The sequence below is a fragment of the Paraburkholderia domus genome, assembly GCF_905220705.1.
GTDB lineage: Bacteria > Pseudomonadota > Gammaproteobacteria > Burkholderiales > Burkholderiaceae > Paraburkholderia > Paraburkholderia domus.
Genome location: NZ_CAJNAT010000008.1, coordinates 99,568 through 123,828 on the forward strand (window position 1 = coordinate 99,568; position 24,261 = coordinate 123,828).

Here is a 24,261-nt window from a genome sequence, read left to right on the forward strand (position 1 = left end):
TGCCGATAAGACTTCGACACACTTTGCGTCCTGTCCTGAAAAAGCCAGCTTGCTCGATCAAGCTGGGCTTGCAGGCATAGTCATTATGCTGAAATCGTCATCCGCCGCGCGTGAATCACGCAAGACGGGCGCATTTTCCCTGCTTACACTTCGCTTCGACTCAACACACTCAGGAGAGCAGTCGTGGCGCATATCTGGGAAGGCGTATTGCCCGCAGTTACCACCAAGTTTCACGCGGATTTCAGCATAGATCGCGAATGGACCGGCAAGAATATCGAGGCACAGATCGACGCGGGTGTGGACGGCATCATCGTGTGCGGATCGCTCGGCGAAGCGTCGACGCTCTCGCTGGACGAGAAGCTGCAAGTGCTCGACATCGCCGTCGAGGCCTCGCGCGGCCGCGTGCCGGTTTTGCTGACGATCGCCGAGAACAGCACGCTCGACGCGTGCCGCCAGGCCGAAGCCGGTAGCCGGCACGGCGCAGCCGGTTTCATGGTACTGCCCGGGCTGCGCTATCTGTCGGACCGGCGCGAGACGTTGCACCATTTTCGCAGCGTCGCCGATGCAAGCGCGCTGCCGCTGATGATCTATAACAATCCGCTTGCCTATGGCGTCGACATGACGCCCGACATGTTCGCGGAAATCGCCGACGAAAAGAAGATCGTCGCGATCAAGGAATCATGCGGCGATGTGCGGCGCGTGACCGACCTGATCAACGTGGTCGGCGACCGCTTCGCGATTCTGTGCGGGGTCGACAACCTCGCGATGGAAGCGATATTGATGGGCGCGCACGGCTGGGTGGCGGGTCTTGTGTGCGCGTTTCCGCGCGAGACGGTCGTGATTTACAAGTTGCTGAAGGCGGGCCGTCTTGAAGAAGCGCGAGCGATCTATCGCTGGTTTGCGCCGCTGCTCGCGCTCGACGTCTCTGCGAAGCTGGTGCAGAACATCAAGCTGGCCGAGACGATCGTCGGGCTTGGCACGGAGCCGGTGCGGCCACCGCGGCTGCCGTTGGCCGGAGATGAGCGCAAGGCGGTGGAAGCGTTGATCCGCCGGGCGATTGAAGCCCGGCCGGCGCTGCCGCAGGTTTGAGTTGCGGCAAGTTGATGGGTAGCCGCTCCCGGTCGCGGTGCGGCGGATGACGCGCCGGTCCGCCTAGGCGCTACGCCGATGTCCCGGCCGGCCGCGCATCGAGCGGCGCGGCCGGCGTTGCCACAGCCGGCATCCGCGACCCGTGCGCGGTCGGACCCGCTCAGGCCGCCTGCTTTTCCGCACTCGCTTCGCCTTGCCGCAAATGCAGCAGACGATAGCCGCTCTTGTAAACGGGTTGCAGCCGGAAATCGTTTTGCGGCTCGATCTCGAGCAGCAAACGCAGGCGCGACACGTGGCTGTCGATCGTGCGGGTGAACTCACGGAACTCACGTCCCCACACCATCGCGAAGATATGGTCGCGCGACATCACGCGGCCAATGTTGGAAAAGAATAGCGACGCCAACCGGTATTGCGTGCCCGATAGCTGGACCGGCCGACCGCGCAGCATGACGAGCTGGCGATGCGTGTCGAAATGGTAGGGGCCGACTTCGAAGTTCGCGGCGCTGAAACGGTCCGGATAGGCGCGGCGCAGCAACGCCGTAACACGCTCGCGGAACTCGCCCGGGCGCAATGGCAGCCCGACATAGTCGTCTGCCCCACTGGCAAAGGCGCGCACCACGCTGTCCTCCGACGTCTCCGTCGAAGCGAACAGGACTGGCAGGCGGTCGCCGCCGACCGCGCGCACCGACCGCAGGACCTCGGCGCCGGACAGGCGAGTGCCTTGCCAGTCCAGCACCAGCATATCCACGGTGGAACGAGCGAGCGCTTTCGACATGGTCAGACCGTCGTCATAGGCCATACAGGTATGGCTGGCGCTCATAAGGATCTTTTCGATCGACTGACGCATGAACGGGTCACGCTGAAGAATGGCAATGCGCATGGGATAACTCTTAACTGATAGCTCGGACGCGATTCTCAGAGGGACGCCCAAGCCATCCCATAGGAGCATTCCTAATTTGCACATCAATCGCCCCGCTCCGACACCGATGCGCGGCATTCCTACACTCAACCGCTGCGGCTCGCACGACGCGCGGCCCTCGTGGTCCAGCCTGCCGTCGAAAAGGCGCGTCGCGGGGAACTTTTTCCAATCTAATTAAGTACTTCCCGAAGTCAACGGCTTTCATCCTGTAAAATCCGCGGCCTGGCCCCAGTCGTCATCGCGCTGCCCCTACCTGGGCCGGCGCGCCGGTGTCCCGTGCTCTACCCAGCGCTTGCCACACTTCTCGCCCGACGACCGCCGACTTTCCACGCGCTACGTGTGGTTCCCAATTCAAGACAAGACACAAGCAATGCAAGCGACAAATCTGGGTGGAGCGCAGGCTGTCACCCCACGCCCTCTTGGGCGAAGCGATTACAAGACACTCGGTCTCGCCGCGCTCGGCGGGGCGCTGGAGTTTTACGATTTCATCATCTTCGTATTCTTCGCGCCGGCGATCGGCCAGCTGTTCTTCCCCGCGGCGATGCCGGACTGGCTGCGTCAGGTGCAGACTTTCGGCATCTTCGCGGCGGGTTATCTGGCACGGCCGCTCGGCGGCATCATCATGGCGCACTTCGGCGACCTGTTTGGCCGCAAGCGCATGTTCACGCTGAGCGTGCTGCTGATGTCGGTGCCGACGCTGATGATGGGTCTGCTGCCCACCTACGCCAGCATCGGCGTGATGGCGCCGGTATTGCTGCTAGTGTTCCGCGTGATGCAAGGCGCGGCCGTCGGCGGCGAAGTGCCGGGCGCATGGGTGTTCGTCTCGGAACACGTGCCGCAGCGGCACGTTGGTTATGCATGCGGCACGCTGACGGCCGGCCTGACGGCAGGCATCCTGCTCGGCTCGCTGATTGCATCGGCAGTGAATCGCAACTTCGCGCCCGCGGAAATCTCCGCGTACGCATGGCGCATTCCGTTCCTGGTCGGCGGCGTGTTCGGCATGTTCTCGGTTTATCTGCGCCGCTGGCTGCATGAAACACCAGTGTTCGCTGAACTCAAGCAACGCAAGGCGATCGCCGCGGAAGTGCCCCTCAAAGCCGTATTGCGTGACCACGGTCGCGCCGTGATCGTGTCGATGCTGCTTACGTGGATGCTGTCGGCCGCGATCGTGGTCGTCATTCTGATGACGCCGACGCTGCTGCAGAAGCAGTTTCATATCGCACCGGCCACCGCGTTGCTGGCGAACTGCGTGGCGACGCTGTGCCTGACGATCGGCTGCGTGATGGCGGGCTCGATCGCGGGCCGCATCGGCGCGGGGCGCACGATTTTCATCGGCGGCCTCGCGCTGGCAGTGACGTACTACGTGATGTTCCAGCAGCTTGCCGTCGATACCTCGGCGCTGGTGCCGCTGTACGCCGTGGCCGGCCTTTTCGTCGGCGTGATCGGCGCGATTCCGTTCGTGCTGGTCAAGTCGTTCCCGCCGGTCGTGCGATTCTCGGGCATCTCCTTCTCGTACAACGTCGCCTACGCGGTGTTCGGCGGCCTCACGCCAATCGCTGTTTCGCTGATGATGAAGTCAAACCCGATGGCCGCGCCGCTGTATGTCGGGGCGATCTGTATTGTCGGGGCATTGACTACGTTGTTTATCAAAGACGCACCGCAAGCGCGCTGATCAAGCTTTTTCGCAACGGCGCGCCGCGTGGTGCGCCGTTGTTTGTATCGGCTCCGCGCCCCGCCTTCCCCGCAGTTCCGGGCACATCGACACTTCACGTCAGCCCGAAACATCGTGCGCTGCATCTGCCTACGATGTGTCTTATGAACTCTCCCAATACACCCTCCTCGCCCGCCCTCGGCCGCATTCTTGCGACCGTCAGTGTCGGCTTCGTCGTCACGCAACTCGACGTGACCATCGTCAACATCGCGCTGCCGAAGATCGGTGCGGACCTGCATGCGAATGTCGCGGGGCTGCAATGGGTCGTCGACGCGTACACGCTCGCGTTCGCGGTGCTGATGCTTTCGGCGGGCGCGCTGGGCGACCGGCTCGGGACACGGCGCATGTACGCGGCCGGCATCGTGCTGTTTGCGCTCGCGTCGCTCGCCTGCGGCCTGGCGCTCGATGCCACCGTGCTGGTCGCGGCGCGCGCGTTGCAAGGCATCGGCGCGGCCGCCATGCTGCCAAACTCGCTGGCGCTGCTCAATCAGTCATACGGCCATGATCCGAAGCTGCGGGCGCGTGCCGTCGGGCTGTGGACCGCCGCGGGCGCGATTTCGATCGCGGCCGGACCGGTGGTCGGCGGTGTGCTGATCGCGGCGTTCGGCTGGCGCAGCATCTTTCTCGTCAATTTGCCGATTTGCGTAGTCGGGTTGATAGCGACTTTGCTCTGGGTGCCGCGGCGTGAATCGGCACGGAAAGAAGCGCGACGCGCGACGGCGGCTCCGGCTGCGGCTGCGGTTACGACTGGGACTAGAAGCGGGACTAGGGCCGGGACTCCGGCTACCGTTGGGGCGACTACAACAACGGCTACAGCCGAGGCAATCCCGCGTGGCATCGATCTGAGCGGTCAGACCCTTGCGATCGTCGCGCTCACCGCCTTCGTCGCCGCTGTGATCGAATTGCGGCCGCTCGGCCTGAGCCATCCGCTGGTAGCCGGCGGTTTCATACTCGCGCTAGTCGCGACCGGCGCCTTTATCGCCGTGGAATCGCGCGTCGCGACGCCGATGCTGCCGCTCTTGCTGTTCAGCAAGCGCACCTTCAATGCGGCGGTGCTGTTCGGCATTTGTGTGAATCTGACGTACTACGGCATGGTGTTCGTGCTGAGCCTGTACTTGCAGCGCGTACGCGGCTATACCCCGCTGCAGGCGGGCCTCGCTTTCCTGCCGTTGACCGGCGGCTTTCTGCTCTCGAACGTGGCGAGCGGCTGGGTGGTCGGGCGCTTCGGCGTACGTGTGCCGATGATCGCCGGCGCGATCACCGCGGGGCTCGGCTATGGCCTGCTGCATTTCGTCGATGCGTCCACACCGCTCGTCGGCTTGCTGCTGCCGTTCCTGCTGATTCCGTCCGGCATGGGCCTCGCGGTCCCGGCGATGACGACCGCCGTGCTGGCCTCCGTCGAAGCGAAGCGCGCCGGTACGGCGTCCGCTGTGCTGAATACCGCCAGGCAGGCAGGCGGGGCAGTCGGTGTAGCCGCCTTCGGCGCGCTGGCGAGCGGCGCAGCCGCCACGCAGATCGTCTTGGGGATGCAGGCCGCGACGGCCATCTCGGTTGGTCTGCTGGTGCTCGGTGGCGTAATGGGTTGCCTCGTACATCCGGAGCCGCACGCATCGACCTCGAAACCGCACGGGATCGAGCCTGGGCAAGTTGGCAAACCGCGCTGATCGTCTCGTCGCTTTGCCCAGCGCGAATTGGCGAAGCGCACTGAGCGTCCCGCCTCGCTTCGCCGCGAGTGCAAAAAAAAGACCCCCGCGATGCTTACGCGCCGCGGGGGTCGACTTTTTACACTAATACGGCACTAGCAGGCGCGATACAACACCCTGCTACCGCACGGCTTACAGCGACGCTTCCTGAATCGTGCCGGTGTCGATCGCGCGCTCGATCAGTCCTTCGTTTTGCGCCTTGGCGATCGCGTCGGCGATCAGCTTTTCCGGCTGTTCGATTTCGGCCTTGATCGTGCTGATAAGACCGGATGCATCCAGAACCACCAAGGTTTTCGCTGAATCGGCAAGGCTGATGATGACGCGATGCGGCGTAGGCCCTTCGCCGAGACTTGCGCACAACTGCGTCACCTTGCCACCAATGGTTTGCTCAAAACTTTGAATCATTATTTGCTCCCTTGATTACAGCCAGAATCAAAAGCGACCTGCTCAGACTACCTCAACTGCGTGATCAGAGATGCAGCCCGCCGCGCGGTGAACGCGCGCCGTCGATACTGATACGGCCCGCTCCGGTCACGAACAACAACAGGAAACCACCGGCGATACCGATATTCTTCCAGAAGTGGATCACCATATCGCGCTGCAAGGCGGGATCGGTAACGTTCCAGAAATCGTGACCCAGCACCGCGGTCGCCACGGTGTAGACGGCCATGATGAGCGCGAGTGGGCGGATCTTGAAGCCGACGATCAGCAGCAGACCGCCGAGTGCCTCGACCGCTGTTGCAATCGGTCCGGCGACCTGTACGAACGGCACACCCTTCGAATGCAGATAGCCGACGAAGCCCGCATAGCCCAGCAGTTTCATCACGCCACCCCATAAAAACAGCACGGCAAGGGCGATACGCGCGATAAGGATGACGCCGGAATCGACGGGACGCGTCATGAGGGGCTCCTGTAAATGAATAAGCAGGAGACCCGGCCAGGCGGCCGCAGTTCCCCACTTTGCATCTGAGAATATGTGCATTGCCCGCCTTTTCCAAGCGCGGGCGGGTGTGAACGGCGCAAATCGCGCCGTATCAGAGGAAGAAAAGAGGTGTCCGGGTGCTCGGCGAGTGTCCGTGCTATTGCTGCGGCGCATCCGGCGCCAGCAAGACACCTTTTGTGAACACGAAGCAGCCATAACCGCGCTCTTCGCCGGTGGCGATCACGCAATAGGCTTTGCGTGCCCGCTCATAGAAAGCGAAACGTTCGACCGAAGCAAACGGCACCTCGCGCCCTTCCGCCGCATTGATCTCGATCTGCGCCTCGCGCTGAACGGCCGGAATCGTATTCGGCTCGCCCACCACTTCCATTCGCGCGGCAGGGCGTTCGATGAAAGTATCCAGCGGCATCACCGACAGAATCGCGCGAATTGCACGCGCTGCGTTCACGCCATCGAGACGAAGCAGCTTGCCCAACACCGTCTCCTGCGCGACGGACGCGCCCGGGAAGTTGGCGTCGCAAATCACCAGTTCGTCGCCATGCCCCATTGAGCGTAGCGCATGCAGCACATCGGCATTCAGCAGCGGGTCCAGATTCTTCAGCACGGTGTCTCCTTGAGGTCCGATTGGCGGCTAGGCGCCCGGGTTCGAACGGTTTGTCCTTGTAGCGCGTCGCGATCGATTGTAGCAAGACGATGACGCGCGGTCCGTTGCCGGCGGTCCGTCGTCAATCCGCTTTTCTACACGATGCGGCGAGCGACATTGTGGCGACACTGCCACCGCAACCATCCGACCAAGGCGAGCAGCACAAGACCCGCGCCACCCAATACCGGCTCGCGCCAGGCCAGCAACGCGGTGAAGGTGAACGCGCGTGTACCGGCCAGCAGAGCGAAGCCGGCGATCGCGCTGGAGAGCGCGTCGACGGCGCCCGACAGGCGTGCGACCGTAAGAACAGTACTGGGAGCCGTGGCGGCAACGGACTCGTGCATGATTGTCTCCGTGAAAAAAAGCGGGTGGTCAGGCGGCGGCAGGCACCTGGTCGAGAAAACCAGTCACCGCCTGCAAGCGGCCGTGCGCATCGAGTACGCCGAAGTCGGATCCCTTGACGATCGCGTCGCCGGCCGGCGTGCTGAGTTCCCACGAAAAACGCAGCCGGTTCGCGAAGCCGTCGACTTCCGTCGTGCGGTGAAACGTGTGATGCGGAAAGCGTTCATGCACCGCACGGATCATCGCGTCGATTCCGTCATGGCCCGCGCCTGCCAGCAGCGGATCGCGATAGTCGGCATCGGCGGCCCACGTCGCGGCGATCAGTTCGCGGCGGCGCACTGCATCGGTTTCATTCCATGCATCGAAATAACGGTCGATCAGATCGGTATGCGCATTCATCTCAGACTCCTTGATTTGCATGACTGAGCACTACGCTCGGCAGACACGTTGTATGCGGCGGGCTCGGAGTGAAGATTGACGCCTCGAGCGCGGCACGTCGATTACGTGGGAGGTAAGCATCCAGATGCGCCACGGTGCAAAACCGTCGCTTTTTGCCGATCGGATTGGCCATTCGGCCGAATCGTCACAGGCCGCTTCGGCCGCTAACCTCATGGGAAAAATGGAGGCCGCGAAGCGTTGATACGCGGCATGTGACGAACTGAACGGGTGCGGACACGAGCCGCTTTTTAAATATGGTTTTTACACTTGCAATGTCGTATCCAGCAGGATACACTCATCAACAAATCGGTTCACCGCCTGTGTACACGGTCAACCGCACCGAAGAATTCGACAGTTGGCTTGCCGGCCTCGCAGACATGAGAGCGAGGGCAAAAATCCTGGTGCGGGTCCGGCGTGCGGAGCGGGGTCATTTCGGCGACGTAAAGCTGCTGGAAGACGGTGTGTCCGAAATGCGCATCGATTGCGGTCCCGGCTATCGGGTCTACTTTGCGCGCGAAGGGCGGCTGGTGTACCTGCTGCTCTGCGCTGGCGATAAGTCCACGCAGCCGACCGACATCAAGCATGCCAAATCAATGTGGGCAGCAATCAGAAAGGAACTGTCATGAGCAAAGTCAAAACCGCACGGTTCGACGCATCACACTACCTCGATAGCGAGGAGATGATCGCTGAATATCTCAACGCAGCGCTGGAAGAAGGCGACGCCGACCTCCTCCTCGCCGCGATCGCCGACATCGCAAAAGCGCGCGGCATCGCAAAGGTCGCGGCCGACGCTGGGCTCGGGCGCGAAAGCCTCTATAAAACACTCGCGCCCGGCTCCAAACCGCGCATGGATACGGTGTTCAAACTGCTGCGCGCGCTGGGCATCAAGCTCAACGCCGTGCCGGAAGGTGTGGCGCCCGCCTGATTCGCGCTTATTGTGTTGCCGCCTGAGGCAAGGCCACGAATGGGCTGTGTATTCGCGGGTGCTCCTACGCTTTCTCGGGTGTTTCGGGGTATTCCCGGGTATTCCATTACCTGTCAGGTAATGGATCGCCAACACGCTTTGGCTATCATCGGCAACATGAACACGCTCTCTCTTGCGCAAACCATTCCGTCGAACGCGCCGACGGCAAGCCGCACGATTGGCGATCTGCTCCGCGAATGGCGGCAGCGGCGAAGAATGAGCCAGTTGTTGCTCGCCGCGGAAGCCGATATTTCAACCCGGCATCTGAGCTTCGTCGAATCAGGCCGTGCGGTGCCCAGCCGTGAAATGGTCATGCATCTGGCAGAGCGACTCGACGTGCCGCTGCGCGCGCGCAATTCGCTGCTGATCGCGGCGGGTTATGCGCCGCTGTTCCGAGAACGTCCTTTGACAGACCCCCAGCTGACCGCCGCGCGCGAGGCTGTCGAGTTAGTGCTTAAAGGTCACGAGCCGTATCCGGCACTCGCGATCGACCGCCACTGGACCATCGTCGCCGCAAATAGTGCGCTTGCGCCGCTGCTTGCGGGCGCAAGCCCTGAACTGCTGAAGCCGCCAGTCAATGCGATGCGACTGAGCTTGCATCCGGAAGGTATCGCAGCGTCGATCGTCAATTGGCATGCGTGGCGCGCGCACGCGCTGTCCCGACTCCAGCGGCAAATCGACGTGAGCGGTGACGACACGTTGAGCGCACTGCGCGACGAGCTAGCCGCGTATCCCGCTCCGCCCGGTGCAGAAGTGGCCGACCAGGACGACACCGCGAGTAATCAGATCGCCGTGCCACTGCGGCTGCGCACGCCGATCGGGGTACTGTCGTTCTTCAGCACGACCACGGTATTCGGCACACCAGTGGATGTGACGTTGTCGGAACTTGCCATAGAGGCGTTCTTTCCCGCCGATCAGCAAACCGCGGCGGCATTGCGCGAGTTTGCCGAAAGCCAACGCGCCGAAAACCAAGGCGCTAAGGCCGTGAAACCCTAGCGCGACTGCGGAACGGCAGAATCGCAAGCAACATTGAACGCTGAGTTGTTACCGCTTGCACCGCCGTTCAAACCACACGGAGAGACGCACTTGACCAACAACGCCCTACTGATCCGTCAACTCGGGCCAGCCGACCGCGAGGCCTACTTCCAGCTTCGCCTGCGTGGACTGAAGGCACATCCGGAGTCGTTCGGTCAGAGCTACGAGGAAGCGGTGGCCAAGGGCGCGGCACGACATGATGCGATGTTGCAAGGCGCGCGCGCAGCCGAAGGCGACTTTTTGCTCGGTGCTTACGCGTCGGCCGATGCCCCGTTGATCGGCGTGGTCGGATTGGTGCGCAACTCGCATGACAAGGAACGGCACAAGGCCTCTGTTGTCGGTATGTATGTCGCACCGGAAGCTGCGGGCCGCGGAGTCGGCCGCGCGTTGCTTAATGAGTTGCTGGCGCGAGCGGCACAGATAGAAGGTCTTCGGCAAATCCAGTTGATGGTGAGTAGCCGGAACGAGGCGGCGCGCGGACTCTATGAGTCGCTTGGCTTTCGCAAATATGGCTGTGAGGTCGAGGCGCTAAACGTCGGCGGGGTATTTCACGACGCCGATCTGATGGCGCGCTTCATGTAACAGCGTTCGGGTACCGGTCCTACCCTCGGGGCGCGCGCGCCGACCGTTACGCATCGCTCTGGAAGGCGCCCTTCCGCTCGCTGATCGCGGCGGTGGTCAGCTACCTGATGCTCGGCTAAAGAGCCCGTCTGGCCTCAGGTTGTAACATCCGTGTCCATTTCAGCTGCATCGTGTCAGGCAGCTTGCACGGCTGACTGTGGCTGATCGCCGCCTTCGCCGGCAGCGTACTCGGTACACGTCTGCGCCCAGCGTTTGGCCTCGAAGTCGAACGGATCCCCGCAAACGATTGCTGGAAGTTACAAATGCAGCCTCGTTTGTAACTGGGGCTGCATCAACTTGTTACACCTTTGCTTTGTCCCCACAGTAGCGCCAATGAGCGGTATTTATTACTTTCAATTACCCTCGCTTTCTATTTCCTTTCCGATTCAGTCCTGATTTTCCGACTCTCGATCGGGTGTGCATCTTTGCTCAGACGAATGACTCAGGTACCCGTGGTACAAGGGTTTCCATGGATCAGACAAATTTTACGAGCCACAAAAAACCTGCTAAGCATCATCTATTACGGGACCGTGAAAGAGTTACCGAAATTTGATGCATCTTTTCGAGATATTTTTTTGAGAGGGGATTGATTTCTTGTTTTACCCTTCATACAATTCGTCCCAAGCTGTTACGAAATGTAACGTGATGTATCAAAAAGTCGCCGTCTGTATCAGGTGGTGACATGTAGCCGGAGGACAACGTTTCCGGCGAGGCACAAAAGACATAACGGCAAAAAATGCCGACATAGTAATTCGGGGCTTCGGAAACACAGAAAATGGACCGTAGCAGCGAGACGCTGGATTCAATCCGCGAGATCAACTTGTCTTACATCATGCTCGCGCAACGTATGTTGCGTGAGGACAAACCGGTCGGCATGTTCCGGCTGGGTTTGTCGTCGGAACTGGCTGATTTGCTTGCCGGGCTGTCGCTCGCGCAGATCGTCAAGCTGGCCGCTTCCGATCAGCTTTTATGCTTCTTCCGCTTCAACGACCACGCGATGTTGTCGGCGCTGACGCAAACGACGAAGCATGCAGCAGTTGCACCGACTCACGCGGCGATCCTGCTTGCAGGCCAGCCTGCTGAGCAGTTTGCTTAATCGAGGTGACCGCGATGCTCAAGCGTAGCCTGACGGAAGACGCACAAGAAGTATTTCGTGCGATCGCGCTGATTGAACTCGGCGCGCGCATGCAGGTGCTCGAAAGCGAGTTGACGCTTTCGCGCGACCGCATGATCCGCCTGTACCGCGAGGTCAAAGGCGTATCGCCACCCAAGGGCATGCTGCCTTTCTCGGCGGACTGGTACATGACGTGGCTGGCGAACATCCACGCGTCGCTGTTCTACAACACATACCTGTTCCTGAAAAACGAAGCGCGCTGCTCGCACCTGGATGCGCTGACCAAAGGGTATCGGCTGTATCTGGAACATTGCCAGCACAGCGACTCCGAACCGGTGCTGGATCTCACGCGTGCATGGACGCTGGTGCGTTTCTTCGACGCCGACATCCTGCAGTTGACAAAATGCTGCCGCTGCACCGGCAAATTCGTCGCGCACAAGCACGACTTGCAACACAACGTGGTATGTGGCGCCTGCCAGCCGCCGTCGCGCGCCGGCAAGACCAAGAAGGCCGCCGCCGCTCGTCAGGAAGCGCTCGAAGCAGCGCAGATCGCGCAAGCCGCCTGAGTTGAATTGAATCGATGAGGGCCGGTCCAGCCTGATTCGAACCGAAGCACCCTTGAAAAAGGTCCGCCATTACGCGGACCTTTTTTATTTGGTTTTCGCCCTGACGCCGGACACCTGATATCTGAGACCCGGCACTCCCCAGCTACCTCCTACCGCAGCATCAGTCCACCAGCCCCACTGTCTGCACCACCAGCCACAGGTTCGCCGCACTGATCACCACGAACAGCGACCAGGCGAGGAGCCGCGTCGGCAGCCGGTTGGCGAATTCGCCCATCAGCGAACGATCGTTGGTCATGCGGATCAGCGGATAAAGCGCGAATGGCAGTTGCAGGCTCAGCACGACCTGACTTGCGACCAGCAGTTTGCCGACTGCACCGTTGCCCATCATCTGCACGCCGATCAGCGCTGGAATCAAGGCGAGAGCTCGCGTGATGAAGCGCCGCTGCCAGCACGGAATTTTCAGTTTCAGAAAGCCTTCCATGATGACCTGCCCTGCTACCGTGCCGGTGAAGGTCGAACTTTGTCCCGACGCAAGCAGCGTGATCGCGAACAGCACCGCGGCGAAGCCTGTGCCGACGATCGGCGCCAACAGCTTGTAGGCGTCTTCGATTTCGGTAACCTGATCGTGGCCGGTCGCATGGAACGCGGCGGCCGCGAGAATCAGGATCGCCATGTTGATCAGCAGCGCAATCACCAGCGAGACGATCGTATCGATGCGCGACATGCCGATCGCCGACCTGATGCTGGCCGGATCGCGCTTGACCGCGCGCGTTTGCACGATCGACGAATGCAGATACAGGTTATGCGGCATCACGGTCGCACCGAGAATGCCGATTGCCAGATACATCGGCTCGCGGCTGCTGAGCGCCTGCCACGAAGGAATCAGTCCTTGTGCCACTGACGGCCAATGCGGCTTCACCAGCGCCAATTCGATGATGTAGCCGACGCCGATCGTCGCAATCAAGCCAAGCATGATCGCTTCGAGATCGCGGAAATTCTTGCCTTTCAGGCCAAGCACGATCAGCGTGTCGAACGCGGTCAGCAAAACGCCGGTGGTCAGCGAGCATTTGAAGAGCAGATGGAAGGCTAGCGCGCCGCCCAGCACTTCGGCCAGATCGCAGGCCACGATCGACAGTTCGGCGAGCAGCCATTGAAAGCGCGCGGCACCGGGCGAATAACGCAGCCGCGACAATTGCGCGAGGTCCCGCCCAGTGGCGATGCCGAGACGCATGCTCAGGCATTGCAGCGCCATCGCCGCAAGACTCGACAACATCACAACGAACAGCAGGCTGTAGCCGTAACGAGAACCCGCCTCGATATCAGTGGCCCAGTTGCCGGGGTCCATGTAGCCGATCGAAATCAGCAGGCCGGGTCCTGCGAATTGCAGGATCTTTTTCCAGAACGGCGCGCCTTGCGTGACGGCAACCGAGCCTTGCACCTCGGATGGGCAAAACGGCGCCGTTGCGGTGGTCGGTAGTTTGAACTGCAAGCCGATGGTCTCTTGAAGAGGATAAACCGCGACACATCATGCAGGCTGCCGCGAACCGCCTCAAGTGTACAAAGAAACCTCCGGCAATGTCCCGCTCAGCGCATAACGGCCGACGTCACGCACGCGATAGTCGAGCGGATCGTGCAAGGTATGCACGCGCGCGTTGCGCCAGAAGCGGTCGAGCGCGAGCGGCGCGTGCGTGGCGCGCGCCCCACAGGCGTCGAACAGTTTTTCGCTGACATCGAGCGCGGCACGGTGCGCGACAATTTTCGCTTCGGAGGTGGCGAGCGCCACGTGTGCGCGGGTCTCGGCGTCAAAAGCTGGGCCCTGTTGCCACGCGTCTTCGAGGGCATAGGCGGCACGCGCGGCCAGCGCTTCGGCGCTCACCGCCTGCAGGCGCATCTCGCCGAAACGCTGGATCAGGTAAGGATCGTCGGTGGCTTTATCGACATCGGACGTGATCCACGGCTTACCGTGCTGTGTGACGTACGCACGCGCTTCTTCGAGCGCACCCTGCGCGATACCGACGAACAGATTGGTCAGCACCTGCTGCGAGATCAGTGTGCGCAAACTCGCGTATGGCGTGTCGGCCCGTTCCAGCACCTCATGCGGTTCGACCAGGACCCGCACAAAGGAGACGCTGCCGCTATCGGTCTGCCGCTGACCGATCGGATTCCAGTCTTCGTGCACAGTAATGCCCTCGCGCGTGGTCGGCACCACGGCGAACACCGCCTTGCCGGTGGCCGCATCCTGCGCGGAAACCGTCATCATGTGCGAACCACGCGTGCCCGAACAAAATCCTTTCTGTCCATCGAGACGATAGCCGCCGTCGCTGGTTGCGCGTGCAACCAATCGCGTGTCGAGCGGATTGACCGCATTGCCCCACCACCAGCGCCCTTCCACTGTGCCGCTCAGATAGCGGGCACGTTGTTCCGGGTTGCCCCAGACATTGACGCTGACCACCTGCAAGCACGTAAAGCCCAATAGATGTGCCAACGCGCTGTCGACTCGCGCGATCTTGCGGATCGTCTCGTAGATCTCAGGCCAGCGCGCGCCGGGACCGCCGAACTCGCGCGGCACTGCGAGCGTAAGCAGCCCTGCGTCGGCGATCCATTGTTTTTCCTGCGCGGCATGGCCGCCGTCGCGATCGCGCTGAGCCGCGCTGGCATGCAACGCGGCGAGCAAGCCGGCGAGATCGCGCACCACGGGCGCAAAGTCAGCTTGCCGCGTTTGCAGCGCCTCAGGGTGGCGAGATTCGTTCATTCAATATCCACGAGATAGGGTTCAGCGAGCGGAGCGTGGCTTATCAGCGTGGCTGGCTCGCGTTCGATCGGGCTTGTGAGAATCTCGCGTCGCCATCATGCGCGTTGTGCAAGCCGTCGTACGAAGCGATCGCCGGCGAACTGCACCGCCGTGACGATCACGATCAGCAGCACGATCACCGTCACCATCACGGTGGTATCGAAACGCTGATAGCCGTAGCGGATCGCCAGATCGCCGAGGCCGCCGGCGCCAACCGCGCCCGCCATCGCTGAAGAACCGATCATCGCCACCACGGTGATCGTGAAGCCGCCCAGAATGCCCGGCAGCGCTTCAGGCAGCAGCACGTGCCAGATGATGTGCCGGCGTTGTGCGCCCATAGCCTGCGCGGCTTCGATCAAACCGCGGTCCACTTCCCGCAAGCTCACTTCGGCCACCCGTGCAAAAAAAGGAATCGCCGCGATACTGAGCGGCACGATCGCCGCCCATACGCCGATCGTCGTGCCGATCAGCAAACGCGTGAGCGGCAGCAGCGCGACCAGCAGAATGATGAACGGCGTGGAGCGGAATACATTGACGAGTGCGCCGAGCGTGCTGTTCACCACACGTTTTTCAAAGATGCCGCCGCGTGTCGTGGTAACCAGCACCAGTGCGAGCGGAATGCCGACCAGGGCCGCAACAAAGGCGGATACGCCGACCATGACGATCGTGTCGCGAATGGCGTCGGCAAGCTCCGAGAGCCAGAGATCAGACATAGCCGAGCACCTCGACATGATTGGCGTACCGACGCGCGCGCTCAAGGAGCGTCGCGACCTGCTTTTGCACCGTGCTGTCCGCATTCGCGCGCACGTCTGCCGACACCACCAGACGCCCTTGCGCACGCCCCTGAATCCGGTCGATGCCGCCATGCACGAAACTCACCCGGCCACCGTCAGCGCTCAATGCAGATGTCAACCCGCTTAAATCCGGTTCGCCCGCATCGCTGCCGGTAAAGCGCACGTCGAGCAGAATTCGTGCATCCACTTGCGCAATCTCCGGCAACGGTTTGACGCGCGCGGCCAGATCCGCAGGCAGGTCATGCACCAAAGTACGCAGCAATGCGCGCGTCGAGTCGTGCCGCGGGTCGCCGAACACCTGCCACACCGGACCTGTCTCCACCACTTCACCGCGCTCGATCACCGCCACCGTATCGCAGACTTCGCGAATCACCTGCATCTCGTGCGTAATCAGCACGATGGTCAGGTTGAGCCGCTGATTGATATCGCGCAGCAACGCGAGAATCGCTTGCGTCGTTTCAGGATCGAGTGCGGACGTTGCCTCGTCGCACAGCAGAATATCCGGGTCGGTCACCAGCGCGCGTGCGATCCCGACGCGCTGCTTCTGGCCGCCGGACAAGCTCGCCGGATAGGCGTCGCGCTTGATCGACAGGCCGACCAATTTGAGCAATGCGTCGACTTTTTTGTCGATTACCGCTTTAGGCACCCCGGCGATTTTCAGCGGCAACGCGATGTTTTCGCGCACCGTCTTCGCGGAGAGCAGATTGAAATGCTGAAACACCATGCCAATGCGCCGCCGCAGCGTGACCAGCCCGCGTTCGTCGAGTTCGCCGACGCTCACGCCATTCACGCGCACAGCGCCGGAACTTGGTTTTTCCAGACCGTTGACAAGCCGCAACAGCGTCGATTTTCCTGCGCCGCTGCGACCGATGATGCCGAACACTTCGCCGCGCGCCACCTTCACCGTCACGTTCGCCAGCGCCGCGGTCGACACACCGCGGGTGTTGGCGAACACTTTGCTCACGTCGTCGAATACGACGGCGTCTTGCGCGGCATCGGCCGAAACGTGATTCAAGGCGAGGGACGGTGCGTCTTCAATGAACTGCGGCACGTCGAAAAGATTAGCCATGCTTCGCTCCTCTCATGCTTCCACAGTGGATTGCGCGCCGCTTTGGGCGTGATGCCGATGCTGCGCGCCGGCATGCACCTCAGGCAGTCGCGCGCGGCCGCCTCCAAATAGCTTTTCGCGCAGCGTCGGCGCCGGATCATAGTCTTCCTTATAGACGCCGCGATTTTGCAATTCCGGCACCACCAGATCGACGAAGTCTTCGAACGACTCGGGCATGACAGTACGCGTCAGATTGAATCCGTCGACGCCGGCCTCTTCGATCCACGACACCAGTTCGTCCGCGATCTGCTGCGGCGAACCGACTACGGGCTTCGCGCGACCGCCGAGCGTCATCTGTTCGAGCACCTTGCGTTTGGTCCATACGCCGCTCACGCTCTTCTTCGAAATCGCTTCGACCGCCGATTGCATCGACTCGGTCTTCACATACGAAATCGGTTCATCCAGCTCGTACTGCGAGAAGTCAATGCCGGTCGAACTGGAGAAATGCGCGATCCCACCTTCGGCGCTCGCATAAAGCCGGTACTCTTCGAGTTTTTCCTGTGCGGCGCGCTCTGTTTCGCCGACTACAACGGTGATGCCGGCGAAGATCTTGATATCGTCAGGCGCGCGGCCAAAGCTCACCGCCCGTGTTCGAATGTCGTCGACAATGGAGCGCGTGAGCTGCTTGTTCTGCCCGCCGACAAACACGCATTCCGCGTGACGTGCCGCGAAATCGACACCCCGGCTCGACGAACCCGCCTGATACAGCACCGGCGTGCGTTGCGGCGACGGCTCGCTCAAATGAATGGCGTCGATCGAATAGTACGGACCGTCGTGTTTCACACGATGCACCTTGTCAGGATGCGAGAAGATCCGTGCCGCGCGATCGCGCACCACCGCGTCGTCTTCCCAGCTCTGCTCCCATAGCTTGTAGACCACATCCATGTAATCGTCCGCGCGATCGTAGCGATCGTCGTGGCTGATCTGTTGCGCGAGACCCATGCCGCGCGCGGCGCTGTCCAGATAACCGGTGACGATGTTCCAGCCCACCCGGCCCTTCGTCAGATGATCCAGCGTCGACATGCGGCGCGCGAACAGATACGGCGGCTCGTAAGTCAGATTCGACGTGACACCGAACCCGATGTGCTTCGTCACATGCGCCATCGCGGGCACGATCAGCGAAGGATCGTTGATTGGAATCTGCACCGATTCGCGTAGCGGGGTTTCCGGGCCACCCTGATAGACGTCGTACACACCGACGATATCCGCGAGAAAGATCCCGTCGAACTTGCCGCGCTCGAGCGTTTGCGCGAGGCTCGTCCAGTAGCCGAGGTCGGTGTAATGCGCCGAACGGTCGCGCGGATGCGTCCACAGGCCATGATTGATATGGCCGACCGCATTCATGTTGAACGCGTTCAGCAGGATCTTTTTCTTCGCCATCGTGCGGCTCCTCGCCTTTTACAACGTTGCTTGCTGTGTGGCTTGATTGCGTAACTTACCAGGCGACCGCGTAGAGATTGCCAAAGGCATCGTCGAGCGCGGCGCGCACAGCCGGCGAATGCTGATAGATCGAGATGAACTTGCGGATACGCGGGTCGTTGACGCTTTCCGGGCGTACGACCCACTGGATCGCGTAGTTCTTGTTTTCCACACCGTCGAACAGCAATGCGCTATTCGGATCGGTGGTGCCCGCGAGCTTGATGAAGCTCGGGTAGCCTTGCGCGAGATCGACGTCATCCAGCGAGCGGGCCAATTGCGATGCCTCGAGCTGGACAATTTTCAGATGCTTAGGGTTGTCGATGATGTTAAGCGTGGTGGCGCGATAGTCGATGCCCGGCGTCAGCTTGATGAGACCAGCACGCTGCAGCAACAGCAGACCGCGCCCTCCGTTGACGGGATCGTTAGCAATGGCGACCGTGGCGCCGTCTTTCAATTCGTCGAAGCGTTTGATCTTTTTCGAGTACAGACCGATCTTCATGATCGTGCCCGGCGCGATCGCGACGAAGTTATAGCCGCCCTGCTTCTTTGCATTCTCGAGAAACGGAATGTGCTGGAAATAGTTGACGTCGATATCCTTGTTGGCGAGCGCCGCGTTCGGCGTATTCCAGTCGGTGAACTCGATGATCTTCACGTCGAGCCCTTGCTGCTTCGCTTCGCGCGCGGCCACTTTGAGCGCCTCGATTTGCGGGCTAGTGGCGATACCGATTTTCAACGTGGGCGTGTCTGCCGCGGATGCGGGCGCAGCAATCAACGCCAGCGCAAGGCCGAACGCGCCGAAGAAGGTCAGCGTTCGCGCCTTGAAAAAGCGCCGTGCAGTGTTCAGAGAAATACGCATGATGAACTCGTTAGGATTGGGGCGTGGTTTGTTTCAAGGCGAGCGGATCAGCGCGGACAGCGACAGGTCGGACAGGTCATCGCCTCTCTCCAGATGAGGTGCGAATCATGATAGACGGCGGTAAACCAGCGGTCTACGAACGGATTTTGGGAAGGAAAGCGGGAAAAATGATTTGGAGGTGCCAGGATCGCCAGTTGGACTTGAACACCGCAAAATCCTGAAACAAGCGAAAACCGTCGACCACGCCGAGCGCGATCAACACAGCGTTAACGAGAAACGCCGGATGCGCTTTCGCGCGATCCGGCGTTCTACAGCAATGCCCCAGCAAGCGGGCAGCCAACTCTAGCGCTTCGCCACCTGATCCACCGACACCGAAGCAGAAGCAGATGCAGATGCAGCAGCCGGACCCGAAGCCGGCGCGACCGCGCCCACTGCTTCATCGCCCGCAGGCTTCACATCGCCCCAGCCGCCGCCCAGCGCGCGAATCAGATTGACCGTCGCCACCGCTTGCGTACCCGACAGATGACTCGCCTGCAGTTGGGATATCAGCACCTGCCGTTCGCCGTCGATCACATCCAGATAGCTGACCGCGCCTTCCGTGTACTGCGTGCGCGACAGGTGCGCCGCGCGCTGCGAGGCCACGACCGCATCGTTCTGCTCGCGAATCTGATCGTCGAGCAAACGCAGATCGGCCAGGTTGTCTTCAACCTCACGGAACGCCACCAGCACCTGCTGACGATATTGCGCCACGTCCTCGTCGTACTTCGAGCGAGCTTGCGCAAGGTTCGCCTTGCGGCGGCCACCGTCGAACAAAGGCACCGTCAGCGCAGTGCCGGCGATCGGCCCGAGAAGGAATGCGCGGCTCGACCACTTGAACAGATCGCCGAGCGTCGCCGATTCAAAGCCAGCCCCGCCCGTGATATCGAGCTTCGGGAAAAACGCCGACTTGGCCAGACCGACCCGCGCATTCGCCGCCATCATCGCCCGCTCCGCCGCCGAAATGTCCGGCCGACGTTCGAGCAGCGCCGAAGGCAAACCTGCCGGCACACGCGCCGTCACCGGCACAAGCGGCGCTTCCGCGAACGAGAAATCCGCCGGCGGCTTGCCGAGCAGAATTGCCAGACTGTGCTCAGAAGCCGCGCGCTGGCGCGCCACGCCCACGGCATCCGCACGCGCACTCGCCAGTTCGTTGCGAGCGCGCGAAACATCCAGCTCACCGATATCGCCTTCCTTGAACCGGCGCTCCACCAGCTTTAGCGTATCCTCGCGCAACGCCACGGTACGGCGGTACAGATCCTGATCCGTATCGAGCTCGCGCAACTGGAAGTAGTTCTGCGCGACGTCAGCCTGCAGCGACAACTGCACCGACCGGAACAGCGCTTCACTTTGCTGCTCGTCCGCACGCGTCGCGTTCACATTCGAACCGACTCGCCCGAACAGATCGGTTTCATACGACGCCCCCACCTGTGCGCGCCAGATCGTGCCCGTCGTGCCGCCCGCGCTATCCGGCTGGAATTGCGACGCCGCTGACGCACGTTCACGCGTCGGCCCGAAGCCCGCGTCGAATTTCGGGAACCAGTCCGACGTCGCCGCCTGCGTGACCGAACGCGCCTGTTGCACGCGCGCCGCAGCCGCCTTCAGATCCTGATTCGCGGCAGCAGCCTGCTCTTCCAGCGTGTTGAGCTGCGGGTCGCCGAAAATCGTCCACCATTCGCCGCGATGCGCGTCGTCGGCGGGTTGGGCCTGCTTCCAGGTCCCCGTGTCCTGCGGCGATGCGGCGGACGTAGCCGATGTAGCGGACGCACCCGATGCAGCAGCGGGCGCTTCCTTGAATGCAACCGGCGTATCCACCTCCGCCCGCTTATACGTCGGCTCCACGGAGCAGGCCGCGAGCAACGCCAGCAGCAAACCGCTGGCAGCCGCTCTGCCCCACCCGCTTAAAGATTCAAAACGATTCATTTTTATTTTCTCCTCAGGCTTCCGTCGCCGGCGCCCCAAGGTGCGGCGCGTCTTTCTGCGCGACGTGAATCGTCCCGCCCGCCAACGTACGCAACACCACATAGAACACAGGGGTCAGCATCAGGCCGAACAGCGTCACGCCGAGCATGCCGAAAAACACCGCGATACCCATCGCGTGACGCATCTCCGAACCCGCTCCGCTCGAGAGCACCAGCGGCACCACACCCATGATGAAGGCAATCGACGTCATCAGAATCGGACGCAGACGCAAACGGCTCGCTTCGATCGCCGCCGCCAGCGGCGTACGCCCGTCATGCTCCAACTCCCGGGCGAACTCGACGATCAGAATCGCGTTCTTCGCCGACAACCCCACCAGCACCATCAAACCGATCTGCGTGAAGATGTTGTTGTCGCCGCCCGTGAGCCACACACCGGTCAGCGCGGACAGCACGCTCATCGGCACGATCAGGATCACCGCGAGCGGCAGTGTCAGGCTTTCATACAACGCAGCCAACACGAGGAACACGAGCAGCACGCTGATCGGGAACACCCACAAGCCCGCATTGCCGGCGATGATCTGCTGATACGTCAGGTCGGTCCATTCGAGCTTCACACCATGCGGCAAGGTTTCCGCTGCTACGCGTTCGGCCGCGGCTTGCGCCTGGCCCGACGAGTAGCCCGGCGCCGGTCCACCGTTAATGTCGGCAGCCGTATAGCCGTTGTAACGCACCACCATTTCCGGACCGTACGTAGGCGTCACCGTCACCAGCGACGACAGCGGCACCATGTCGCCCGCGGCATTGCGCGTCTTCAGTTGCAGGATGTCGTCAGCACGTTGACGGAACGGCGCATCTGCTTGCACCCGTACCTGATACACGCGACCAAAGCGGTTGAAGTCGTTCACATACAGCGAGCCCAGATAGATCTGCATCGTGTTGAAGACGTCAGTGACCGGCACACCGAGTTGCTTGGCCTTCACGCGATCCAGATCGACATTCAACTGCGGCACGTTGATCTGATAGCTGGAGAAGGTCGGCCCGAGTTCAGGCGTTTGCGCCGCCTTCTTCACGAAGGCCTCCGCTGCCTTGTTCAACTCCGCGTAACCCACCGCGCCGTGGTCCTCCAACTGCATCTTGAAGCCGCCGAGCGTGCCGAGACCCAGCACCGGAGGCGGCGGGAACACTGCCACGAACGAATCCTTGATCGCGCCGTACTGCTGGTTCAACGCGCCGGCAATCGCACCGGCCGAGAGCTTCTTGCTGCCGCGCTCCTTGAAAGGCTTCAGCGTGACGAACACGATGCCCGCGCTCGAGCTATTGGTGAAACCGTTCACCGACAAACCCGGGAATGCCACCGCGCTTTCCACGCCCGGCTGCTTCAGCGCGATCGCGCTCATATCGCGGATCACTTTTTCCGTGCGGTCCAGCGATGCACCGTTCGGCAATTGCGCAAACGCAATCAGGTATTCCTTGTCCTGCGCCGGCACGAAGCCACCCGGCACGACACGCGACATCAACACCGTTGCGCACAACAGGATCGCGTAGACCGCGAGCATCGCGCCCTTGCGGCGCAGCACGCCTGTCACGCCACGGCTGTATTCCGTCGAACCACGATGGAATACCTTGTTGAAGCCCTTGAAGAAGCGGCCCAGCACGCGATTCATCACACGCGTCAGGAAGTCTTCCTTGGCGCCATGGCCGCGCAACAGCATCGCGGACAAAGCCGGCGACAAGGTCAGCGAGTTGAACGCGGAGATCACCGTCGAGATCGCGATGGTCATCGCGAACTGCTTGTAGAACTGGCCCGTCAGACCGGTCATGAACGCGAGCGGCACGAACACGGCGACCAGCGTCAGCGCGATGGCGATAATCGGCCCACTCACTTCCTGCATGGCCTTATAGGTCGCATCGCGCGCACTGAGCCCGCTTTCGATGTTCCGTTCGACGTTCTCCACCACCACGATCGCATCGTCCACCACGATCCCGATGGCAAGCACCATCCCGAACAATGACAACGCATTGATGGAAAAGCCGAATGCAAGCAGCAACGAGAACGTACCGACAATCGACACCGGTACCGCAATCAACGGAATGATCGACGCGCGCCACGTCTGCAGGAACACGATCACCACGATCACCACCAGCGCAATTGCTTCAAGCAGCGTGTGGATCACCGCCTCGATACTCGAGCGCACGAACTGCGTGGGGTCATAGACGATCTTGTATTCGACGCCCGCCGGCATGTCTTCCGCCAGCTCCTTCATCGCCGCGCGAACCTGATCGGAAATCGCCAGCGAGTTCGCACCCGGCGCCTGATTGATGGCGAGCGCGACTGCCGGCTTGTTGTCGAGCAGCGAACGCAGGCCGTATTCCGACGCTGCCAGTTCGACACGTGCGATATCGCGCAGATACGTCACACCACCATCCGGCGCGGTCTTGACGATGATGTCGCCGAATTCGCCCTCAGTCTTCAAACGGCCACGCGCATTCACCGACAACTGCAATTGCGTGCCCGGCACCGAAGGCGATGCGCCGATCACACCGGCTGCCACCTGAATGTTCTGCTCACGGATTGCGTTGACCACTTCGGTCGCCGTCAACCCGCGCTGTGCGACTTTCTGCGGATCGAGCCAGACACGCATTGCGTAGTCGCCCGAACCCCACAACTGCACTTCGCCCACGCCCTGAATCCGCGCAAGCCGGTCCTTGACGTTGAGTAGCGCGTAATTGCGCAGATACGTCATGTCGTAGCGGTTGTTCGGCGAGATCAGGTGGACCACCATGGTCAGCGTGGGCGAACTCTTGATGGTCGTGATGCCAAGCCGCTGCACGTCTTCCGGCAGGCGCGGCAGCGCCTGGTTGACGCGGTTCTGCACCAGTTGCGTCGCGAGATCCGGATTCGTGCCGAGCTTGAAGGTCACCGTCAGCGTGAGATTGCCGTCGCTATTGGCTTGCGACTGCATGTACAGCATGTTCTCGACGCCGTTGATCTGCTCTTCGAGCGGCGCCGCAACGGCCTCCGCGATCACTTTCGGATTGGCGCCCGGATATTGCGCGTGCACCACCACCGAAGGCGGCACCACTTCCGGGTATTCCGAAATCGGCAGCTTGAAGAGCGAAATGATGCCCCCCAGCAGGATCAATACCGATAGCACGCCGGCAAAGATAGGCCGATCGATGAAGAATTTGGATATGTTCATAGGAAGCTCTTAACGTTGGAGCAGGCGTACACGACGGCTACGTAACACGG

At 61.5% G+C, this 24,261-nt stretch carries 23 protein-coding genes and 1 pseudogene; 10 read left to right on the forward strand and 14 right to left on the reverse strand.

Going from position 1 to position 24,261, the window contains the following annotated elements; all coding sequences use genetic code 11:
• Positions 1–183 precede the first annotated feature (183 nt).
• The gene (locus tag KHO31_RS16655; protein ID WP_201075951.1) at positions 184–1,089 is read left to right on the forward strand and encodes a dihydrodipicolinate synthase family protein; all 906 of its coding nucleotides are present in this window, start codon (positions 184–186) and stop codon (positions 1,087–1,089) included.
• 160 nt (positions 1,090–1,249) lie between these two features.
• On the opposite strand, the gene KHO31_RS16660 is transcribed toward KHO31_RS16655, so the two are convergent.
• Positions 1,250–1,969 (reverse strand): response regulator transcription factor, encoded by a 720-nt coding sequence (locus tag KHO31_RS16660; RefSeq protein WP_201085765.1) that lies wholly within the window; start codon positions 1,967–1,969, stop codon positions 1,250–1,252.
• Between the two features lie 409 nt (positions 1,970–2,378).
• On the opposite strand from KHO31_RS16660, the gene KHO31_RS16665 reads away from it, so the two are divergent.
• Both KHO31_RS16665 and KHO31_RS16670 read left to right on the forward strand, forming a co-directional pair.
• Positions 2,379–3,680, forward strand: a complete 1,302-nt coding sequence (locus KHO31_RS16665; protein ID WP_211623746.1) for an MFS transporter — start codon at positions 2,379–2,381, stop codon at positions 3,678–3,680.
• A 143-nt stretch (positions 3,681–3,823) separates the two neighbouring features.
• A complete protein-coding gene (locus KHO31_RS16670; RefSeq protein WP_236071280.1) occupies positions 3,824–5,383 on the forward strand; it encodes an MFS transporter in 1,560 nt (519 codons plus the stop codon).
• A gap of 171 nt (positions 5,384–5,554) precedes the next feature.
• Here the strand turns inward: KHO31_RS16670 and KHO31_RS16675 are convergent, their stop codons facing one another.
• The 5 genes from KHO31_RS16675 to KHO31_RS16695 form a co-directional block, all read right to left on the reverse strand.
• Positions 5,555–5,827 carry a hypothetical protein gene (locus KHO31_RS16675; protein ID WP_201075944.1) on the reverse strand — a complete coding sequence of 91 codons (273 nt, stop codon included), beginning with the start codon at positions 5,825–5,827 and terminating at the stop codon, positions 5,555–5,557.
• Between the two features lie 64 nt (positions 5,828–5,891).
• Positions 5,892–6,323 (reverse strand): DoxX family protein, encoded by a 432-nt coding sequence (locus tag KHO31_RS16680; RefSeq protein ID WP_211623748.1) that lies wholly within the window; start codon positions 6,321–6,323, stop codon positions 5,892–5,894.
• Between the two features lie 178 nt (positions 6,324–6,501).
• Positions 6,502–6,966 carry an RbsD/FucU family protein gene (locus KHO31_RS16685; protein WP_201075940.1) on the reverse strand — a complete coding sequence of 155 codons (465 nt, stop codon included), beginning with the start codon at positions 6,964–6,966 and terminating at the stop codon, positions 6,502–6,504.
• A 134-nt stretch (positions 6,967–7,100) separates the two neighbouring features.
• Positions 7,101–7,349, reverse strand: coding sequence for a hypothetical protein (locus tag KHO31_RS16690; RefSeq protein ID WP_201075938.1), 249 nt, complete (start codon positions 7,347–7,349; stop codon positions 7,101–7,103).
• Positions 7,350–7,377: 28 nt separating this feature from the next.
• Positions 7,378–7,746 carry a nuclear transport factor 2 family protein gene (locus tag KHO31_RS16695; RefSeq protein ID WP_201075936.1) on the reverse strand — a complete coding sequence of 123 codons (369 nt, stop codon included), beginning with the start codon at positions 7,744–7,746 and terminating at the stop codon, positions 7,378–7,380.
• Positions 7,747–8,039: 293 nt separating this feature from the next.
• On the opposite strand from KHO31_RS16695, the gene KHO31_RS16700 reads away from it, so the two are divergent.
• The 7 genes and pseudogenes from KHO31_RS16700 to flhC all read left to right on the forward strand — a co-directional run bounded on the left by KHO31_RS16700 (position 8,040) and on the right by flhC (position 12,085).
• The gene (locus KHO31_RS16700) at positions 8,040–8,411 is read left to right on the forward strand and encodes a type II toxin-antitoxin system RelE/ParE family toxin (protein WP_201075935.1); all 372 of its coding nucleotides are present in this window, start codon (positions 8,040–8,042) and stop codon (positions 8,409–8,411) included.
• The gene (locus KHO31_RS16705; protein WP_201075933.1) at positions 8,408–8,710 is read left to right on the forward strand and encodes an addiction module antidote protein; all 303 of its coding nucleotides are present in this window, start codon (positions 8,408–8,410) and stop codon (positions 8,708–8,710) included. Before KHO31_RS16700 ends, KHO31_RS16705 begins: the two co-directional genes overlap by 4 nt.
• Before the next feature lie 156 nt (positions 8,711–8,866).
• On the forward strand, positions 8,867–9,745 hold the full coding sequence (locus KHO31_RS16710; protein WP_456238760.1) for a helix-turn-helix domain-containing protein: 879 nt from the start codon (positions 8,867–8,869) through the stop codon (positions 9,743–9,745).
• A gap of 90 nt (positions 9,746–9,835) precedes the next feature.
• On the forward strand, positions 9,836–10,366 hold the full coding sequence (locus KHO31_RS16715; protein WP_201075928.1) for a GNAT family N-acetyltransferase: 531 nt from the start codon (positions 9,836–9,838) through the stop codon (positions 10,364–10,366).
• 38 nt (positions 10,367–10,404) lie between these two features.
• Positions 10,405–10,686, forward strand: a pseudogene (locus tag KHO31_RS39315) (YeeE/YedE thiosulfate transporter family protein); the annotation flags it as partial.
• Positions 10,687–11,180: 494 nt separating this feature from the next.
• Positions 11,181–11,501 (forward strand): flagellar transcriptional regulator FlhD, encoded by a 321-nt coding sequence (flhD, locus tag KHO31_RS16720; protein WP_035558891.1) that lies wholly within the window; start codon positions 11,181–11,183, stop codon positions 11,499–11,501.
• Positions 11,502–11,515: 14 nt separating this feature from the next.
• Positions 11,516–12,085, forward strand: a complete 570-nt coding sequence (gene flhC, locus KHO31_RS16725) for a flagellar transcriptional regulator FlhC (RefSeq protein WP_054039111.1) — start codon at positions 11,516–11,518, stop codon at positions 12,083–12,085.
• Between the two features lie 160 nt (positions 12,086–12,245).
• Here flhC and KHO31_RS16730 read toward each other — a convergent pair whose 3' ends face one another.
• From KHO31_RS16730 to KHO31_RS16765, 8 genes are all read right to left on the reverse strand, one after another.
• Positions 12,246–13,574: an Nramp family divalent metal transporter gene (locus KHO31_RS16730; RefSeq protein ID WP_201075926.1), complete on the reverse strand. Its 1,329-nt coding sequence runs from the start codon at positions 13,572–13,574 to the stop codon at positions 12,246–12,248.
• Positions 13,575–13,634: 60 nt separating this feature from the next.
• Complete coding sequence (locus KHO31_RS16735) at positions 13,635–14,837, reverse strand: acyl-CoA dehydrogenase family protein (protein WP_201075924.1); 1,203 nt, start codon at positions 14,835–14,837, stop codon at positions 13,635–13,637.
• 95 nt (positions 14,838–14,932) lie between these two features.
• Positions 14,933–15,589, reverse strand: coding sequence for a methionine ABC transporter permease (locus tag KHO31_RS16740; protein ID WP_201075922.1), 657 nt, complete (start codon positions 15,587–15,589; stop codon positions 14,933–14,935).
• Positions 15,582–16,739 (reverse strand): methionine ABC transporter ATP-binding protein, encoded by a 1,158-nt coding sequence (locus KHO31_RS16745; protein WP_211623749.1) that lies wholly within the window; start codon positions 16,737–16,739, stop codon positions 15,582–15,584. The genes KHO31_RS16740 and KHO31_RS16745 overlap by 8 nt, the downstream gene beginning before the upstream one ends.
• A gap of 12 nt (positions 16,740–16,751) precedes the next feature.
• The gene (locus tag KHO31_RS16750) at positions 16,752–18,158 is read right to left on the reverse strand and encodes an LLM class flavin-dependent oxidoreductase (protein ID WP_211623750.1); all 1,407 of its coding nucleotides are present in this window, start codon (positions 18,156–18,158) and stop codon (positions 16,752–16,754) included.
• A gap of 55 nt (positions 18,159–18,213) precedes the next feature.
• The gene (locus KHO31_RS16755) at positions 18,214–19,053 is read right to left on the reverse strand and encodes a MetQ/NlpA family ABC transporter substrate-binding protein (RefSeq protein ID WP_236060791.1); all 840 of its coding nucleotides are present in this window, start codon (positions 19,051–19,053) and stop codon (positions 18,214–18,216) included.
• Positions 19,054–19,395: 342 nt separating this feature from the next.
• The gene (locus tag KHO31_RS16760; protein WP_201085728.1) at positions 19,396–21,012 is read right to left on the reverse strand and encodes an efflux transporter outer membrane subunit; all 1,617 of its coding nucleotides are present in this window, start codon (positions 21,010–21,012) and stop codon (positions 19,396–19,398) included.
• A 13-nt stretch (positions 21,013–21,025) separates the two neighbouring features.
• Entirely contained in the window at positions 21,026–24,211 is a 3,186-nt protein-coding gene (locus tag KHO31_RS16765; protein ID WP_201075913.1) for an efflux RND transporter permease subunit, read from the reverse strand.
• Between the last annotated feature and the right edge of the window lie 50 nt (positions 24,212–24,261).

What these genes read in the sequence shown, in the direction of transcription:
- KHO31_RS16660 (WP_201085765.1), bottom strand. Translation starts at nt 1,969, where the DNA reads ATGCGCATTGCCATTCTTCAGCGTGACCCGTTCATGCGTCAGTCGATC.
- KHO31_RS16665 (WP_211623746.1), top strand. Translation starts at nt 2,379, where the DNA reads ATGCAAGCGACAAATCTGGGTGGAGCGCAGGCTGTCACCCCACGCCCT.
- KHO31_RS16670 (WP_236071280.1), top strand. Translation starts at nt 3,824, where the DNA reads ATGAACTCTCCCAATACACCCTCCTCGCCCGCCCTCGGCCGCATTCTT.
- KHO31_RS16675 (WP_201075944.1), bottom strand. Translation starts at nt 5,827, where the DNA reads ATGATTCAAAGTTTTGAGCAAACCATTGGTGGCAAGGTGACGCAGTTG.
- KHO31_RS16680 (WP_211623748.1), bottom strand. Translation starts at nt 6,323, where the DNA reads ATGACGCGTCCCGTCGATTCCGGCGTCATCCTTATCGCGCGTATCGCC.
- KHO31_RS16690 (WP_201075938.1), bottom strand. Translation starts at nt 7,349, where the DNA reads ATGCACGAGTCCGTTGCCGCCACGGCTCCCAGTACTGTTCTTACGGTC.
- KHO31_RS16695 (WP_201075936.1), bottom strand. Translation starts at nt 7,746, where the DNA reads ATGAATGCGCATACCGATCTGATCGACCGTTATTTCGATGCATGGAAT.
- KHO31_RS16700 (WP_201075935.1), top strand. Translation starts at nt 8,040, where the DNA reads ATGGTTTTTACACTTGCAATGTCGTATCCAGCAGGATACACTCATCAA.
- KHO31_RS16705 (WP_201075933.1), top strand. Translation starts at nt 8,408, where the DNA reads ATGAGCAAAGTCAAAACCGCACGGTTCGACGCATCACACTACCTCGAT.
- KHO31_RS16710 (WP_456238760.1), top strand. Translation starts at nt 8,867, where the DNA reads ATGAACACGCTCTCTCTTGCGCAAACCATTCCGTCGAACGCGCCGACG.
- flhD (WP_035558891.1), top strand. Translation starts at nt 11,181, where the DNA reads ATGGACCGTAGCAGCGAGACGCTGGATTCAATCCGCGAGATCAACTTG.
- flhC (WP_054039111.1), top strand. Translation starts at nt 11,516, where the DNA reads ATGCTCAAGCGTAGCCTGACGGAAGACGCACAAGAAGTATTTCGTGCG.
- KHO31_RS16735 (WP_201075924.1), bottom strand. Translation starts at nt 14,837, where the DNA reads ATGAACGAATCTCGCCACCCTGAGGCGCTGCAAACGCGGCAAGCTGAC.
- KHO31_RS16740 (WP_201075922.1), bottom strand. Translation starts at nt 15,589, where the DNA reads ATGTCTGATCTCTGGCTCTCGGAGCTTGCCGACGCCATTCGCGACACG.
- KHO31_RS16745 (WP_211623749.1), bottom strand. Translation starts at nt 16,739, where the DNA reads ATGGCTAATCTTTTCGACGTGCCGCAGTTCATTGAAGACGCACCGTCC.
- KHO31_RS16750 (WP_211623750.1), bottom strand. Translation starts at nt 18,158, where the DNA reads ATGGCGAAGAAAAAGATCCTGCTGAACGCGTTCAACATGAATGCGGTC.
- KHO31_RS16755 (WP_236060791.1), bottom strand. Translation starts at nt 19,053, where the DNA reads ATGCGTATTTCTCTGAACACTGCACGGCGCTTTTTCAAGGCGCGAACG.
- KHO31_RS16760 (WP_201085728.1), bottom strand. Translation starts at nt 21,012, where the DNA reads ATGAATCGTTTTGAATCTTTAAGCGGGTGGGGCAGAGCGGCTGCCAGC.
- KHO31_RS16765 (WP_201075913.1), bottom strand. Translation starts at nt 24,211, where the DNA reads ATGAACATATCCAAATTCTTCATCGATCGGCCTATCTTTGCCGGCGTG.